Here is a 15,791-nt window from a genome sequence, read left to right as displayed (position 1 = left end):
GTCTAAATGCCGTCATGAAGAATAGCCGTATAAAAAACATAATTTTTGATCTGGGTGATGTCATTCTGAACATTGATGTCCCGCTCGCTTCAAGTTCTTTTGGGAAATTAAGCGGACGCGAGCAGCATGAAATCCTGACGCTCTTTAAAGAAAAAGAACTTTTCCGCCTGTTCGAGACAGGACTTGTGGACGAGGACGCGTTTAGAAATATGATCAGAGAGTTGCTTGAATTCCCCGATTGGTCAGAAGAAATTATTGATACGGCCTGGAATAGTTTGTTACTGGACATTCCGCCTGCGCGCATTGAACTGATTAAAGAACTGGGTAAAAATTACAGGCTGTTTTTACTAAGCAATACAAGTTCGATCCATATCAAACAAGTTAACAAGATTCTGCATGCCGCTTCTGGCGTTGAAAAACTGGATGACCTGTTCGAAAAAGTTTATCTTTCTTACGAGATGGGGCTAATGAAACCGGATCCCGCCATTTATTTGCAGGTTTTGAAAGAATCTGGCCTCGTTGCGGAAGAAACATTATTCCTTGATGATAATGCAGACAATATCGCAGCCGCTGCAAAACTGGGCATCGACACTATTCTCGTCCAAAAGCCTGTCACCATTCTGGACTATCTGAAAGATTATGTCGCCTAGTACCCGCACACACCTGATTCAGGCCATACTTTTTATTGCAACCGTAATCACCACCACCATGGCTGGTGCAGAATGGATGTATGGCAATATTTTCGCTTTTGTTAGCTCAGGCATTCATTTTATCGCTGAAAAAATTTCCGGAAAAGAAATTCCTCTGACTGGAACACCCATGGGATGGAAGCATTTCTTTGCCGGATTTCAATTTTCCATACCGTTCCTCGCAATTCTTACCATTCACGAATTCGGGCATTATTTTACCGCAAAAGCACATCAGGTTAAAGTTACACTTCCCTATTATATTCCGCTATGGTTCGGCATATCCCAAAGCATTGGAACTATGGGTGCCTTTATCAGAATTACATCCATCGTTAAATCACGTTTAAAATTCTTTGACATTGGTATTGCGGGTCCGTTAGCGGGATTTGTGGCAGCATTGGTTGTGCTCTGGTATGGTTTCACAAACCTTCCGCCAGCCGAATACATTTTCACCATTCATCCGGAATACGCGCGATACGGATTGAGTTATCCGCAATTTGTATATGAAAACGCTGCGGGAAACTTAGCTTTGGGCGATAATATTCTATTTTGGTTTTTCAAAAATTTTGTTGCAGACCCCAGCCGTTTGCCTCATACTTATGAAATTATCCATTATCCTTACATTTTCGCCGGATATCTCGCGCTGTTTTTCACTTCTTTAAATCTTATTCCGATCGGACAATTAGATGGTGGCCATATTCTTTACGGTATGATCGGCAAAAAAAGATTTGATATTGTTGCTCCCGCATTATTTGTTGTCTTCGTTTTCTATGCAGGTCTAGGAATGTTCAGAGCGGAAGACTTTGCTATCAACAGTGACTCCGTTTTTTATGAACATTTGCTTTCGCTTTTTATCTATATTTATTTCCTGTATATCTGTCTTAGAAAGATCAGTGAAAACCCGTCAAACGCAATCATGCTGAGTTTGATGATCGTTGTCGCGCAGTTTGGCGCCACGTATCTACGTCCGGATTGGGATGGTTATTCAGGATTCCTGCCATTTATCTTTATTTTAGGACGCTTTCTCGGTATTCGTCACCCTGATACCGCCGATAATCAGCCAATCGGAACAGCACGGATAATTCTGGGAATCTTCGCTTTGATCATTTTCATAATTTCTTTCAGCCCCAAACCGTTTATTGTTCTCTGACCTGTTGTCGGATCATTGACAAAATTATGTTCACTACATGCTAAACGCTTTTGCGGCATTCATTTTTCGTATTGCCGGCTGGAAGGTAATCGGAAGGCCACCACATGAAATACAAAAGGCAGTCTGGGTTGGCGCACCGCATAATTCTAACTGGGATTTCATGGTCTGTTTAGGAGCACGCGGGGAATTAAAAATCAATATAGGTTTCTTGGCAAAAAGCCAGCTTTTCAAATGGTATACGGGCTGGCTGTTTCGGGCGCTTGGCTGTTATCCGGTTTACCGTAATCAGTCACAAAATCTTGTAGATGCGGTTGTTAAAATGTATGATCAAAATGATTCTCTTCATATCGCAATAACTCCGGAAGGAACCAGAAAGGATGTAGAACGGCTAAAAACCGGGTTTTATCATATTGCTATTAAAGCAAATGTTCCGCTCATTTTAATAGGTTTCGATTATCCGAGAAAGGCATTGGTTATAAGCGAACCTGTGTATTTGACAGGTAACTTTGACACTGATTTAAAAGTTGTCTATCATTTTTATACAACAATTCAGGGCAAACATAAAACCTGGCTGAAAAACTTCGAAGCGACAGGCATAATCCCTCAACAGCAAAGGGGCTGACAATCATCTAATTGGGACCTCCTTGCCGAATTCCAAACATAAAGTATATTGCGTCAAATCAACCCGGACGCTTATGCTTTCCCGAAGAAAATTTCTGCAACGCTGCCTGACTGCTCCTTTTGTGCTGAAAGAAATTTCAAGTCAAACCAGACAAATCAATACAGTTCTTGGGGCAGTAAATCCCGCCAGGCTTGGTAAGACACTCATCCATGAGCACGTCCTAGTCGACTTTATTGGCGCTGATAAAATTAATCCAGACCGCTGGGAACATGAAAAAGTGATCCGTAGAGTGTTACCTTTTTTAAAAGAAATCAAGGCAAAAGGTATCCAAAGTATTGTAGAATGTACGCCCGCATATCTCGGTCGCGACGTCTTGCTTTTGCAAAAACTTTCCAGGTTAAGCGGATTAAATATCCTCACGAATACCGGCTATTACGGAGCGTCGGATAACAAATATTTACCTAAACAGGCTTTTACAGAAACCGCTGAACAGCTGGCAGAACGATGGATTAATGAATTTTACCAGGGAATAGACAATACCGAAGTTAAACCAGGATTTATCAAGATAAGTGTTAATCCGGGCTCTCTTTCAACGTTACATCAAAAACTGGTCGTGGCGGCGGGACTTACGCATTTGGAAACCGGTTTGACAATTTGCTCGCATACAGGCCCGTCATTGCCAGCCTTCGAAGAAATTGCAATACTCGACGAACTTGGTGTTCACCCCAGCGCCTTTGTTTGGGTTCACGCGCGCAGTACGAATGAAAACGATTTTCTTAAAGCCGCGAAAATGGGGGTATGGATTAGCCTCGACGGTATTTCCAAAGATAATCTGGCACAAAATGCTTCAATTCTTCAATTGCTGAAATCTCATAATCTGTTGAACAGAGCTCTTATCTCACATGACGCAGGTTGGTATAAACCGGGTGAGGAAAATGGCGGGGAATTCAGAGGATTTACCACAATAACGGATCATTTTATTCCTTTACTTAAAACAAAAGCTTTTACAGAAGAAGATATTAAGCAATTAATTATTATAAACCCGGCGGAAGTTTTTACAATTAAAAAGCGTAAATTATAGACCATTTAACCCTGATTATCAAATTATTAAGATTGCCACTCTACGACTTGATGATAAAATTTTCTACTTTTACAAGCATGCAGAGAAAACTTCTGCTATCGACAATATCAGCTTTTGCGCTATTATTTTTTGTCAGTTCAGCCGGAATCAATGGTTCCAATGACGGAAGTCACTTTGCATTAGCCAAATCCATTTATTACAACCAAAGCACAGAGATAAAGCCCTTTTTTAACTATGTGAAATGTTGTGATTATGCTGTAAAAAATGGTAAGCTATACTCGGATCGGTTACCGGGAAACGCGCTTCTGATGATGCCGTTTCTTGCCTATTCCAATTTGCTAAAATTAATCGGACTAAGTCATCTGGGACAAAAATTTGAAACCGACCTGGTGGCGGTTACTTTACTTCCCAATTTATGCGCTTTGCTGGGTCTGGTCGTATTATTTCTCTTATTCAGGCAATCCGGTTTCGATTTTTTTATTTCTTTGCTATCAACCATAATTTATGGTCTGGCAACTTTACACTGGCTGGAAGCAACACATCTTTTTTCTCACATGCCGTCTCTACTTTTCGTACTTACTGCGATATACATTACTTTTTCAGTAAATGATGTACAGAAAAATCAGAATCTTGTTTACATGGCAACCGCGCTTGTTGGATTTTCCACATTGATAGAGCTTCAAAATATTCTCTTTCTCGGCCCCGTCTATCTCTATTTCCTGGTTACAATGGGCCGACGAGATTTTCTCAATTATAAAAAGTGGCTTCCCGTTTTCATAAAATCGATAACAATTGCCGGATTTTTTATTGGCTGCCTTTTGTTTTACAACTATCTGACCTTTGACGAATTTATTTTAAAAAGCAATACTTACAACCCCAATTTTCCCGAAGAAAAGAGCTTTTCAGAATCTCTCGGTGGAGATTTCGTAGCGGGCTTGGGAAAACTGCTAATCGATTTTGCCAATCTTGACCTTTACTACAAATGGTACGAAGGAAAAAATAATGATATCTCCGGGCTTTTGATTACTTCCCCGATTCTATGGATTTCCATGATCGGGTTTTTTCTATTTGTGAAAAAAGCTCCTTACAAAGCGTTACTTTTCATTGCGCTGATCACTATCTCAATACTGATAGGCGCTTTTCATAAGACTGCGCTTGTCAGACATATTTTCACTATTCAGCCCTTCTTTTTCTTTCCTTTCGCTTATTCCCTTCAAAGCGTCTTGCGGTCAGAAAAATATAGAAAGCCGGGAATGATCATGATTACGATTCTTTTTCTAATAAGCACAGCAAGAATTTATTATATCAATGCTACCTTCTGGGGTCATGGAGGTAGTAGAGATTTCCCTCAATTCAAAACGGAACTTCCATTTTTCATTATTTTTTACATTTCTTTAATAGGAATTGTGTGGCTCTGCCGAAGTTATTTACGTTCTTCCGAAAAGATTATAACATCTTCCCGATCGTGAAAGCTGTCCATCCTTCTGTATCAGAACGGAGTGAAAAGGAAAATCCATGATTTAAAAGAATTTCTTTTGTAAGTGTCAGGCCGATTCCCTGCCCGTCTTTTTTAGAACTAAAAAATGGATTAAAAAGCTGATTTCCTACTTCCTCCGAAATTGGCAACCCATTGTTTTTTATTAATATCTGAGAATCGATTATTTCGATAATAATGCTTTTTCCTTCACCACACACATCAACCGCGTTTTTTATAACATTGACAAAAACCTGTTCCAATTGTCCAGGGTCAGCATAAACTAACAGATTTTCTTGCTCTTTAATGTTGACTTGAAGATTTATCTGCTTCTGTTCCGCGAAAGAACGCATGAAAATTCCTGTATTTTTCAATAGTGCAGCGATGTCAATCTGTTCCTTTCTTGGTCCTGGCAAACGTACAACATCTGCAAAGTTCCTCATGAATAAAGCAAGCTTTTGATTTCTTTCTGAGGCAACTCCGAGTGCTTCGCGTAAATCCAGAAATGAGTCTTCGGAAAGATAATTCCGTGTCGTCTGCAGAATAGAATCGGTTGCTCCCAGCGTGTTGTTCACCTCATGTGCCATCATACGGATTACTTTACCATAGGCTTTTTTCTCGGATTCCAGAATATCCTTAGTCAGTTCCTCAATCATTAAAAATGACCTTCGAAAGCCTTGATCCATGAAATGAGACCTTTGAACTTTGTACGTTTCCACCCCATTAACTTTCACAGTTTTGGATTCACCGTCTTCCAGGTCTGCGAGCTGGTTAAGAAGTGAAACATTCAGTTCATTTAGCTTCTTCCCGATAAAAAATCCAGTCTCATTGGTAAATTGCTGCCGGGCTTTTCCATTGATCTGTGATATCCGTTCATCAAAATCGAAGATCAGAATCGCTATGGGAGAGGCTTCTATTAATTTTTCAAGAAAGAAATGCTGCTCGTTTAACCTAGTACGCTCTTCGCGAAGCTGATCAATCATCAGATTATAAACCTCGATTAATACGTCAACTTCACTCTTCCCGGTAGGGACGAACTTAATCGTAAAATCTTTGTCTTTGATGGCCTCTATACCTGAACGTACAAATTCAACTGGCCTGGAAAAGGCGCGCAAAATCTGAATTGAGAAAATAATGGAAATGATGATCAGAATTTCAAAAGCGATGAAATAAAATTTATTCTCGCTTAACCATTTGAAGGCCAAAAAAATCAGCGCCACATGAAGTATCCCAATAAAAATAATGTATCTGTACCGTAGTGAAATCTTCATGAAGGATCGAAATAATTAGCTTTCAGACTCGTAAGAAATACCAAACTTCTCTAACCGGCGGTATAAGGCAAACCTGGTAATCCCAAGCGACCTTGCCACTTTTGATATCTTGTGCTGATGAAATTCCATTGCCCTGATGATCATTTGATATTCCATTTCTTCCAAAGTCAGCGTTCCCACTTCCGGCAGTACACTTTTGGCAGAAGAAAGGGAATTTTCATTTATATTTTTCTTAAAATCTTCAACGTCTAACATGTCGTCTACCGATAACAGCACAGTTCTTTCAACGATATTTTTTAACTGGCGGATATTGCCCTGCAAGGTTAGTGTTTTTAGCCATTTCAACGCTTGATGGCTCAATTTGAGCTCTGGACGCTGATAAATTATTTTAAGATTATTTACAAAAAATTCGGCTAAAACAGGAATATCACCCGCGCGCTCACGCAGGGCAGGAAGTTTAACGGTAATTAAATTGATACGGTAAAAAAGATCTTCCCGGAAACTTCCGTCGGCAACCATTTCTTCCAGATTCCGGTTAGTCGCACAAATTATTCTTACGTCGACTTTTATGCTCTTGCTACTTCCGAGCGGTTCAAAAGTGCGCTCCTGCAATACGCGCAGCAATTTCACCTGATTGGAAAAGTCAAGTTCCCCTATTTCGTCCAGAAAAATTGTTCCCTGATGAGCCATTTCAAAACGTCCAATCCGATCAGCTTTTGCGTCAGTGAAAGCTCCTTTGACGTGACCGAATAATTCACTTTCGAAAAGAGTGGAAGAAATTCCGCCAAGGTTGACTTTTACAAATGGCTTCGATTTTCGTTTGCTGTTTGTGTGAATGGCCTCTGCGATCAGCTCCTTTCCCGTTCCGCTTTCTCCTGTAACCAATACCGGAGCATCTGTCGCAGAAATCCGGCCAATCGTTTCCAAAATTTCCAAAAGCTTCGGATCGTCCCCGACTATGTTTTCAAAGTGATATGTTTGTTCCAGTTTTCTTCGATTTGCAGACTGGGGAATTTGCTTCGAAAGGTTCAGTATGGTTTTAACCGATTGTAACAGATAATCATTTTGCCATGGTTTTGTGATAAAATCGCGCGCACCTTCCTTCATTCCCTTCACTGCAAGATCGATCGTTCCCCATCCGGTGATGAGAATGACCGGGATTGCGGCATTTATTTTTTTGATTCTCTGAAGAAGATCCATCCCTTCGTCGCCGGAAGTCTCAATTGAAAAATTAAGATCCAGAAGAATTAATTCAGGGGTTTCTCTCTGCAAAATTTCAATGGTATCCTCAGGAGAAGCAGCGCCTCTGACACTAAACCCTTCTTTTTTCAGAAGAAGAGCTAGTGAAGTTCTAATGGCCAAGTCGTCGTCTACTATGAGGATCATAAGTGGGTGAGTTTCGGGTTTTTCACGCAAAGGTTTTAAGTTAGGCAGAGGGCGCAAAGTTGAAATAAAGATTGTTGACAACTCTGTGGATTCCTTCCCGAAGTAATTTAGTATTGAAGTTAATTAATAGCCCTAATTTCATATAAGATAATTTCAGATATGTAAGCAGCTGAGCATAGAGAACTGGTGCAACATTTTCAATTGATTTAACTTCGATAATTATTTTGTTTTCTACAATTATATCCAACCTATAGCCAACTTCCATTTTTATTTCTTTGTAAAGAAATGGCACGGGCACTTGTTATTTTACTTCCATCCCAGCCTGTATTAAATCATATACTAAGGCATTTTCATAAGATGATTCTAATAACCCCGGACCAACATTCCTATGTAGCTCCAAAGCAATACCTATAATCTTAAAAGACAATTCGTTCTGAGTCATAATTAGCCTGTGTTTATTTTTGGCAAAGTACGCAAAACATTCTCAGCTTCCTTTGCCCTTCCTTCTTTGCTTCGCGTGAACCCTTTAAAACCTTAATCTTCGTGCAAAGCAATCGCCGGATGAATTCTCGACGCCTGACTGCTGGGATACCAGGCGCAAAGCGTGACGATAACGAAAATGATCAGCGTGGCGGTCACAATTGCTATGCCATAGATCCCGGCTGCGACATCAAATACATTTAATAAAGGAAACTGCACGGCGAGTATTAACCCCAGAATCACGCTGAAAGTGGATAAAACCCAAATTTCTCCCAGAAATTGTGCGGTTACCATCTTTTCAGTTGCACCCATGGCCCGTCTCAAACCAATTTCTCCTCGTCTCCTGGCGATACTCAAATTTAGAATACCAAATAAACCGAGAGCGACATTGATCAATAAAAAGCTGCATACAATTAGGAATATCAGAACAGGAATGAGTGTCATATCATGCTGCTTTTGTCTGGCATCCGTCAAATAAACTATGTCCGTACTCCACCCTTTGGCAATTGACGAGATACCTTTCACGAGTTTCGCTTCGAAAATCGCATCGGTACCTGGCTTGACATGAATAACAAGCGTTTTATTCCAGATATCTTTTGACTTTAATAATTCAAACAAAAACGGTTTGTTTTCCATGAATTCAGCTTTGTCTTTATAATGATCGATTACGCCGGAAACAATCCAGGTCGCCTTTCCGTCGTAATCTGACAGTATTTTGCCAACCGCACTTTGGTTTTCAAAAAGTAAAGCTTCTGCTTTCCGGTTAATCACAACAGGAATGTATTTCCCAATGCTGTCCGCATTCCTATACCATTTCCCTTTTATCAAAGGAATATCGATCGTTTTGCTCAGATTTTCATCTGCCACGACGACACCTATCTGTGTAGCAACATTGTTATATTTAACAGTCCGGCTATTATTGCTTTGGGAAAAAGGATAACTATCGCTCATCCTGGAAACCGACTGCACTTCCGGAAAACCTTTGACATGCGCAAAAATTGTCTCAACCTTTTCCTGAATAGCAATTGTATCCTGATTATTATTCAAGCTCATAGCCCATACGTTCTCATACTCAAACCCCAGAGGCTGAATGTAATTCCTGACGTTATAAAAGATTAATGTGGCAAGGCCAAAAAGAACAAGAAATGATGCCCATATTTCAATAATCAGCAGTGCGTGAGTCTGCTTTTTATTCCATATCAATTTAAAAAGATGTCGTATCATGGGAAAAATATTGATCGTATGAGTGAATGATAGAGTAAGTGAATCCACCTAATCCTGTTATGATTTAAGAGCATCTATGATGCTGAGTTTTGACATGCGTAAGGCAGGTAAAACCCCGGATAGTAATCCAAAAACAAGGCATACTACGATGCTGACTAAAAAAACCTTAAAGTTAATTGTCAGGTCAGCGTAAGCAATCCAGCCACTCGTATTGATAATCTGAATTAAAATATAGGTCAGTATTAGGGCAATCCCTCCGCCGATAAATGTGATAAAAATATTCTCCACGATGAATTGCCACATAAGCGTCTTCACAGGAGCTCCGAAAGCCTTTCTTACACCAATTTCTGATGACCTTTCGAGTATGCGCCCCACATTCAGATTAACAAGATTTATGGCAGGAAGCCCCATTACCATCAGCATAACAAACCCTATGACTCCGTAAAAGATATTTCTTAAACCGGGTCCTCCATGCAAAATCGCAGTTAAAAAGTTTATCAGATAAGGATCACTTCTTACTTCGAGTATATTATATTTAAAACCTCCCTGATTACCCGGCAATGGAATTTTTGCGATATTACTCTGAAATTCGCTTTGAACTGCTTTCAGTTCTGAGGGATCTTTTGCCAAAACCATTGCTATAAAGTTACCTACCATACCACTATTCTGGTAATTACTTTTAGGCGCAGTATAGGGAAAATAAACATCCGCATGGGTAAACGGTCGCGTTATTGGACTACCTTTTACAACCCCTATAACTTTATAATTAATACTTTCAATTTCTACATTTTTACCAATGACCGGCTCATCTGAATTTGCAAAATAGTGCTTTTTAAAGTCGTCCGTGATCACTGCCACATAGTCGCCATTTGCAATATTTTGTTCGTTGTAAGGCTTCCCTTCGATAAATTTAAAATCGGAAACCCGCCAGAAATCTGCGTCAGAAAAAGTGATGTTCAGCTTGATTTTCCGAGAGCCTACGTATGCGTTTGATCCGTTGAAGTATGAAAAAATTGTGACCCTCTCAGCCGCTTTAACGGTTTTGGCATAATCCGTCAGGAATTTAAAACTCATAGAATTGGACATCATCGATTGCCGGGCAGAATCCTGCATAACAATTCTTTCAATGTAAAGTGTCCTGTTTCTTTTTGTCTCGGGATAATGCGCTCCAATTAAATGATCCAGAAACGATGTCAAGAGCATCAATACGGTAAGTGTCAGACTGATACCAAACAGCGTGATGAAGGTATAGAAAGGATGCCGAAGCAAAACCTTCCAGGCGATTTTAATATAGTTAGCGAGCATGACTGGCGAATTTTAATGACAGAGTGAATGATAGAATGTGGCGGGATGCCGATTTTTAGGCGTTATTAATTTGAATGATAAAGTGAGTGATAGAATGTGTCGAGATCTCGGATTATAGACATCATCGAGTTTTGATATCAGAATTATTGAGTCGTTGATTTAGGTAAAATGTCTCATCTATCAACCCATTGTGTCACTCACTATCATTCAAAATTAAAGCACCTGCGTTCCGTCGAATAATCTGATAAGCCGATGTGTTCTTTTCGCCATTGCGTCGTCGTGGGTTACCATGACAATCGTTGCGCCATTTTCATTCAGAGACTGTAAAATATTGATGATCTCGTTACCCATCGCGCTATCAAGATTTCCGGTTGGTTCATCGGCCAGAATTATTTCCGGTTTTCCCACGATCGCTCTGGCAATGGCAACGCGCTGCTTTTGTCCACCCGACAATTGCTTGGGAAAATGTTTCATCCGGTTGGACAGACCTACTTTTTCAAGCGCTTCCTCAGCAAGTTCCCGTCTTTGTCTCGCGGTTGTAGAGCGGTATAAAAGAGGGATTTCAACATTATCGATCACCGAAAGGTCATTGATCAAATGAAAGCTTTGAAATATGAAACCCAGCATTTTATTCCTTAACGGTGCAATGGCTTTGTCGTGGTAAGTCTCAACCTTTTGCCCGTCAAGTTCGATGATCCCCTTGGAGGGGGCATCAAGCAAACCGATGATATTGAGCAGCGTACTTTTTCCGCACCCTGAGGGCCCCATGATCGATACAAATTCTCCTTTTTTTACATTTAGATTGATGTTGTTCAGCGCGAGAGTTTCTATTGAACTGGTGCGGTAAATCTTCTCAACATTTTGAAGTTTTATCATGGCTTTGCTAATGAGATAAAAAGTTAATAATATGATATTTATGGCTAATAGTTAATCTTATGGTCTTTTTCGAAATCGTATAAGGTCAGCAGGCGCAAGGTATAGTAGGTCTGCCAGTAATCACGCAGAGCTAGAATATAGTCCCGTTTTGCTCTGTCCTTTTCCTGCATGGCGATACCCAGATCCGTAACGCTCAGATTACTCAATATAAAACGGTCCTGTGCAATCTGATACCGGTTGGCTGCAATTTGATCTGCGAGATTCGTTAGTTTTACCTGCTTTTGGAGCATCTGTAAAAGTGTTACCTGCGTAAAAATTTCCTGCTCAAAGGTAAGTTTATCCTGCTCGACCGATTGCTGCGCAAATTCCTGATTTGCTCTGGCTACTTCTGTTCTTGCCTTATTTCTTCCCCAGGTCATAATCGGTAAAGTAAACTGTAACTCCACAAACTCACGATCCTGCGGTTTGACGTAAATATCTTTCGGCCTCGGTCCCTGATTAGACAAACCGAAAGTCGCATTTAATGACGCGTTCAGGCCATTTTCCTTCTTCGCCGAAACAACATCACGTTCTGCTTCAAGCAGTTTTCTCCGAAATGTGGTTGCATCCGAACGGTTAGCGAACGCTTCGTCAAGTGCTTTTTGCGGATCGACCTGGAATTCGTCCAGCGCTTTGGGAATTTCCAGTTCAAATTCCCTTTCATCCCGCGAGCTCAAAAACATTTTTAACTTCAATGTCGATACCGCCGCCGATTGCTGCGCCGAAGCCAGATCTTTTTGTGCAGTCAGCAAACCCATTTGAAGCTGTAATAAATCGTTTTGCGAAATCTTCCCCAATTCCAGTTTGTGCCCGGCAATTTTGTAAAGTGTATCGTTGTTACTTCGGTTTTTCTCAGCGATCTGTAAATTCACCTGGGCAACCAGCAGGTCAAAATAAAGACCCGTTGCATCCAGCGCAACCTGCTCCATATCGCCGATATATTTCTGATTTCCTTCCTGAAATTTAAGCGGTTCGATTTTTCGATCCCACTTCATTTTGTTAAATCGAAAAAGAGGCTGCGTGATACCGAATTCAAAAGGAATACCATTATAACGCGTTGCATCGCCGGCAAAATCGTCGAAACGCTGCATTTGCTGCTGCACATAAATTGTCCCGCCCGTCGGAGCTATTTTTTGTTCCAAGGCTAAATTTAAAACCGAATTATTATAGGAAACCGACTGGAACGAAACCGTCCCATCTGGCTGGACAACCTGAATGTATGAATTTGTGAAGCCGGGAACCGTTCCATTCAAACTCAGTTGCGGTTTAAAATCGGCCAGAAAAGACCGGTATTGCCAGAAATTTGTTTTTTTCAACGTGACGGCCTGTTTCGAGGCAACGGATTGCTGCCGTGCCTGATTAACAACTTCGGACAATGACAATCGCTGCGTTTGTGCTTTGGCTACAAAGCTTGCCAATACAAAAAAGAAGAAATATAAATATCTCATATCGCTGCTATTGAATTGAGATTTCTTCCATATTTTCATATTGGCTCATGTCGGTCAGTACAACATACTCACCTTTTTTTAGCCCGCTTTTTATTTCCACATAATCGAAGTTTGATAAACCTACTTCGACTTCACGCCGATAAGCGATCCCATTTTTCAGGACATAGACAAATTGTTTTCTTTTTCCATTAAAAGTCGGACCGTTTGTGACACGTAAGGTTTTAAGGCTTCGATCCGTCACGATAAAAACCTCCACTTTCATATTGGGCCGAAGTGATTCATTTTTCGAATTATCCAGCTGCACAACAAATTCAATGATGCCGTTTTTGATAGAAGGTCTTACCTGCGTTATCATACCGCGAAAACTAGTTTCATTCATTTTAACGATCACTGGCAAACCTGTTTTCACCTGATCCGAGTATACGTCTGAACACGATCCATCGATCCGGAAGCTTCCCAGATCGGCCACTTTCGCCAGCATTTCGCCCTCACTTACTGCCGAGCCGATATTTTCATTTACCCAGGTCAACACACCTTTACGGTCCGCGACGATATCTGCCATTTTCAGCTTATGCTGTAACTCTTTTAAATTATTTCCTTCAATCTGCGCGCCAAGTTCAGTTTCTTTTAAACTTGCTCCCATCGACTCGCGGTTGTAGGAGAGGTCATTTTCCAGTTGTTTTTTTTCAAGCTCGGCAATTTTCAGGGCATTTTCGGCACGGGTTATATCTTCTCCGGTTCCACCACCGATTTTTTGCAAACGTCTTGCATCCTCAAAATCGGCACGAAGTTTGTTGATATTCAGCGACTTGATTTTATCATTGATCTCTGCGTCGAAAAGATTTTTATTCAGCTTCATCCGCAGTTGTTCAATACTGTTCCGTTTTAATTCAAGCTGATCCTTATACCGCTCAGATTCAATTTCCGTCAAAGATTTATCCAGATCGACAATCGCCTGCCCAGGCTCCACAGGTGTTCCTGGCGTGATCAGGATCCGGCGGATACTGGCACGAATCGGACTGGTAATGATCTGTTCGTAGGCAGGAATGATTTCACCCGAGGCAGTAAGCGTATTTTCCACATCTCCAATTTCCACAACGGCTGTTCTGACACGAGAGGCTTCCATGGTTCCCTGTAAAGATTTTCTCAGAAAGTAAACACCGAGAAATAATATGACCACAACGGAAGCTCCGATAATCCACCTGCGTTTTTGTTGTTTTTTAACATATTCCGGTTCAACTTCCCGATCCATTTTTTGTAAATTTTAGATATAGTCTATTCCATTTTCACGGCTAACTATGTCTTTTATTCACAACATTATGCCAAAAATTAAATATTTGATAATCAGAAACTTGAATAATTTATACAAAGAAAAAGCCGTGCGAAATCGCACGGCTTGTGTGTTTACGAACAAACAGATTCTCAGGTTTTCATTTTTTTCTTTTTCGCAGCAGGAAAAAGGATATTGTTTAAAATAAGGCGATATCCGGCTGAATTCGGATGCAGATTAAGGTCCGTTGGTTCCTCTCCCACCCGATGCTGATAATCTTCAGGATCATGTCCGCCATAGAAAGTGAAAAAGCCTTTTCCGTGTGTACTATGAATATATCTTGCTTCGCCAGCGGATTTATTTTCGGCCAGAATGACGACTTCCGGTTTCACAAAACGGTTTTTAAAAGCAGTTGTTTGTCCTAAAAAGCCTTTGATGATAGTCTGATGGTTTTGAGTCAGCATACTTGGAACCGGATCCCATTTTGCCGAAAACTGAAACAATGAGAAAAAATCATTAGGTTCAGTAAGTCCGCGTTCATCCGGCTGATTGTCGATATCAGAAAACTCAATTTCATAAGGATAAGGAATCGTTTTGAAGTTCTGAAAAGCAAATGTGTTGCCATAATTAAGCTTGGAATTTGCAGTCGGATCGGCCGGAGTTCCATCGTACATCGCTTCCACAATATCCACTCCCTCAGCCGCCAGTGCGATATCGAAAGTATCTGTGGCATTACACATCGCAAACATATATCCACCACCCGAAACGAATTCGGATATTTTTTTTGCTACAGCCAGTTTCATCGCCGGCACATTAGCATATTGAAATTTCTCGGCAACTCCCTCTGCTTCCCGTTTCTGTTCGCGATACCAGGGATAATCTTTATATTGAAAAAACTTACCAAATTGACCGGTAAAATCTTCGTGGTGTAAATGCAACCAATCATATTCCGGCAGTTTTCCGCCTAAAACTTCGTCATCGTAAACAACATCGTAAGGAATTTCTGCATAGGTCAGTACCAGCGTCACGGCATCGTCCCAAGGCAATTTTGATTTTGGGGAATACACGGCAACCCGAGGTGCTTTCTGTAATTTTACGGCGTCCATATTAACATCCTCCGCGCTGATCTGATTCAATATTTGTCCGGCTTGTCCGTCCGAAATTACTTCAAAACTTACACCTCGAACCGTCATTTCAGAAGCAAACTGCTGGTTGTAAGCCACCATAAAACTTCCCCCGCGATAATTCAAAAGCCAGTCCATCTCCATTTCGTAGCTTTTCAGTATCCAATAGGCTATGCCATATGCTTTTAAATGATTTTTCTGCGATTCATCCATTGGAATCAACAGCCTGTTGCCTAGACTTTGGGCAGAAATCGCTAAAAAAATGATAAACGGAGCAAAGAGCCGTACCATTGGTTTGATTCTTTCACGCATCATGTGCAGCTTTACAAATTGATAAAAACAGAACTTCTTTATC

Annotated in this window: 13 protein-coding genes and 1 pseudogene; 5 read left to right on the top strand and 9 right to left on the bottom strand. The window is 40.7% G+C overall.

The window, feature by feature from the left end; genetic code table 11:
* The first annotated feature begins 14 nt into the window (after positions 1 to 14).
* The 5 genes from BMY70_RS07760 (at position 15) to BMY70_RS07740 (ending at position 5,008) form a co-directional block, all read left to right on the top strand.
* A complete protein-coding gene (locus BMY70_RS07760; protein WP_090334223.1) occupies positions 15 to 650 on the top strand; it encodes an HAD family hydrolase in 636 nt (211 codons plus the stop codon).
* Positions 640 to 1,836, top strand: a complete 1,197-nt coding sequence (locus tag BMY70_RS07755) for a site-2 protease family protein (protein ID WP_090334220.1) — start codon at positions 640 to 642, stop codon at positions 1,834 to 1,836. The genes BMY70_RS07760 and BMY70_RS07755 overlap by 11 nt, the downstream gene beginning before the upstream one ends.
* 37 nt (positions 1,837 to 1,873) lie before the next feature.
* Complete coding sequence (locus tag BMY70_RS07750) at positions 1,874 to 2,458, top strand: 1-acyl-sn-glycerol-3-phosphate acyltransferase (RefSeq protein ID WP_090334218.1); 585 nt, start codon at positions 1,874 to 1,876, stop codon at positions 2,456 to 2,458.
* A gap of 73 nt (positions 2,459 to 2,531) precedes the next feature.
* Positions 2,532 to 3,539: a phosphotriesterase family protein gene (locus BMY70_RS07745; protein WP_090334215.1), complete on the top strand. Its 1,008-nt coding sequence runs from the start codon at positions 2,532 to 2,534 to the stop codon at positions 3,537 to 3,539.
* A gap of 77 nt (positions 3,540 to 3,616) precedes the next feature.
* Positions 3,617 to 5,008: a hypothetical protein gene (locus BMY70_RS07740; RefSeq protein ID WP_143072069.1), complete on the top strand. Its 1,392-nt coding sequence runs from the start codon at positions 3,617 to 3,619 to the stop codon at positions 5,006 to 5,008.
* Here BMY70_RS07740 and BMY70_RS07735 read toward each other — a convergent pair.
* From BMY70_RS07735 to BMY70_RS07695, 9 genes and pseudogenes are all read right to left on the bottom strand, one after another.
* Entirely contained in the window at positions 4,986 to 6,284 is a 1,299-nt protein-coding gene (locus tag BMY70_RS07735; RefSeq protein ID WP_090334209.1) for a sensor histidine kinase, read from the bottom strand. The two genes, BMY70_RS07740 and BMY70_RS07735, sit on opposite strands and share 23 nt — an antisense overlap.
* Positions 6,285 to 6,299: 15 nt before the next feature.
* Positions 6,300 to 7,670: a sigma-54-dependent transcriptional regulator gene (locus BMY70_RS07730; protein WP_090334206.1), complete on the bottom strand. Its 1,371-nt coding sequence runs from the start codon at positions 7,668 to 7,670 to the stop codon at positions 6,300 to 6,302.
* A gap of 40 nt (positions 7,671 to 7,710) precedes the next feature.
* Positions 7,711 to 8,112 (bottom strand): annotated as a pseudogene (locus tag BMY70_RS07725) (GxxExxY protein).
* A 92-nt stretch (positions 8,113 to 8,204) separates the two neighbouring features.
* On the bottom strand, positions 8,205 to 9,374 hold the full coding sequence (locus BMY70_RS07720; protein WP_090334203.1) for an ABC transporter permease: 1,170 nt from the start codon (positions 9,372 to 9,374) through the stop codon (positions 8,205 to 8,207).
* A 57-nt stretch (positions 9,375 to 9,431) separates the two neighbouring features.
* A complete protein-coding gene (locus BMY70_RS07715; protein WP_090334200.1) occupies positions 9,432 to 10,679 on the bottom strand; it encodes an ABC transporter permease in 1,248 nt (415 codons plus the stop codon).
* 213 nt (positions 10,680 to 10,892) lie between these two features.
* On the bottom strand, positions 10,893 to 11,555 hold the full coding sequence (locus tag BMY70_RS07710; RefSeq protein ID WP_090334198.1) for an ABC transporter ATP-binding protein: 663 nt from the start codon (positions 11,553 to 11,555) through the stop codon (positions 10,893 to 10,895).
* A gap of 44 nt (positions 11,556 to 11,599) precedes the next feature.
* Positions 11,600 to 13,042, bottom strand: a complete 1,443-nt coding sequence (locus BMY70_RS07705) for a TolC family protein (protein ID WP_090334194.1) — start codon at positions 13,040 to 13,042, stop codon at positions 11,600 to 11,602.
* Between the two features lie 7 nt (positions 13,043 to 13,049).
* Positions 13,050 to 14,294: an efflux RND transporter periplasmic adaptor subunit gene (locus BMY70_RS07700; RefSeq protein WP_090334191.1), complete on the bottom strand. Its 1,245-nt coding sequence runs from the start codon at positions 14,292 to 14,294 to the stop codon at positions 13,050 to 13,052.
* A gap of 170 nt (positions 14,295 to 14,464) precedes the next feature.
* Positions 14,465 to 15,727 carry an asparagine synthetase B gene (locus BMY70_RS07695; protein WP_090334785.1) on the bottom strand — a complete coding sequence of 421 codons (1,263 nt, stop codon included), beginning with the start codon at positions 15,725 to 15,727 and terminating at the stop codon, positions 14,465 to 14,467.
* Between the last annotated feature and the right edge of the window lie 64 nt (positions 15,728 to 15,791).

Origin of the sequence: Dyadobacter koreensis (assembly GCF_900108855.1) — a bacterium.
In the GTDB taxonomy this organism is placed as follows: domain Bacteria; phylum Bacteroidota; class Bacteroidia; order Cytophagales; family Spirosomataceae; genus Dyadobacter; species Dyadobacter koreensis.
The sequence above is the reverse complement of the archived record's forward strand: the minus strand, read 5'-3'. Positions and strand labels throughout refer to the sequence as shown.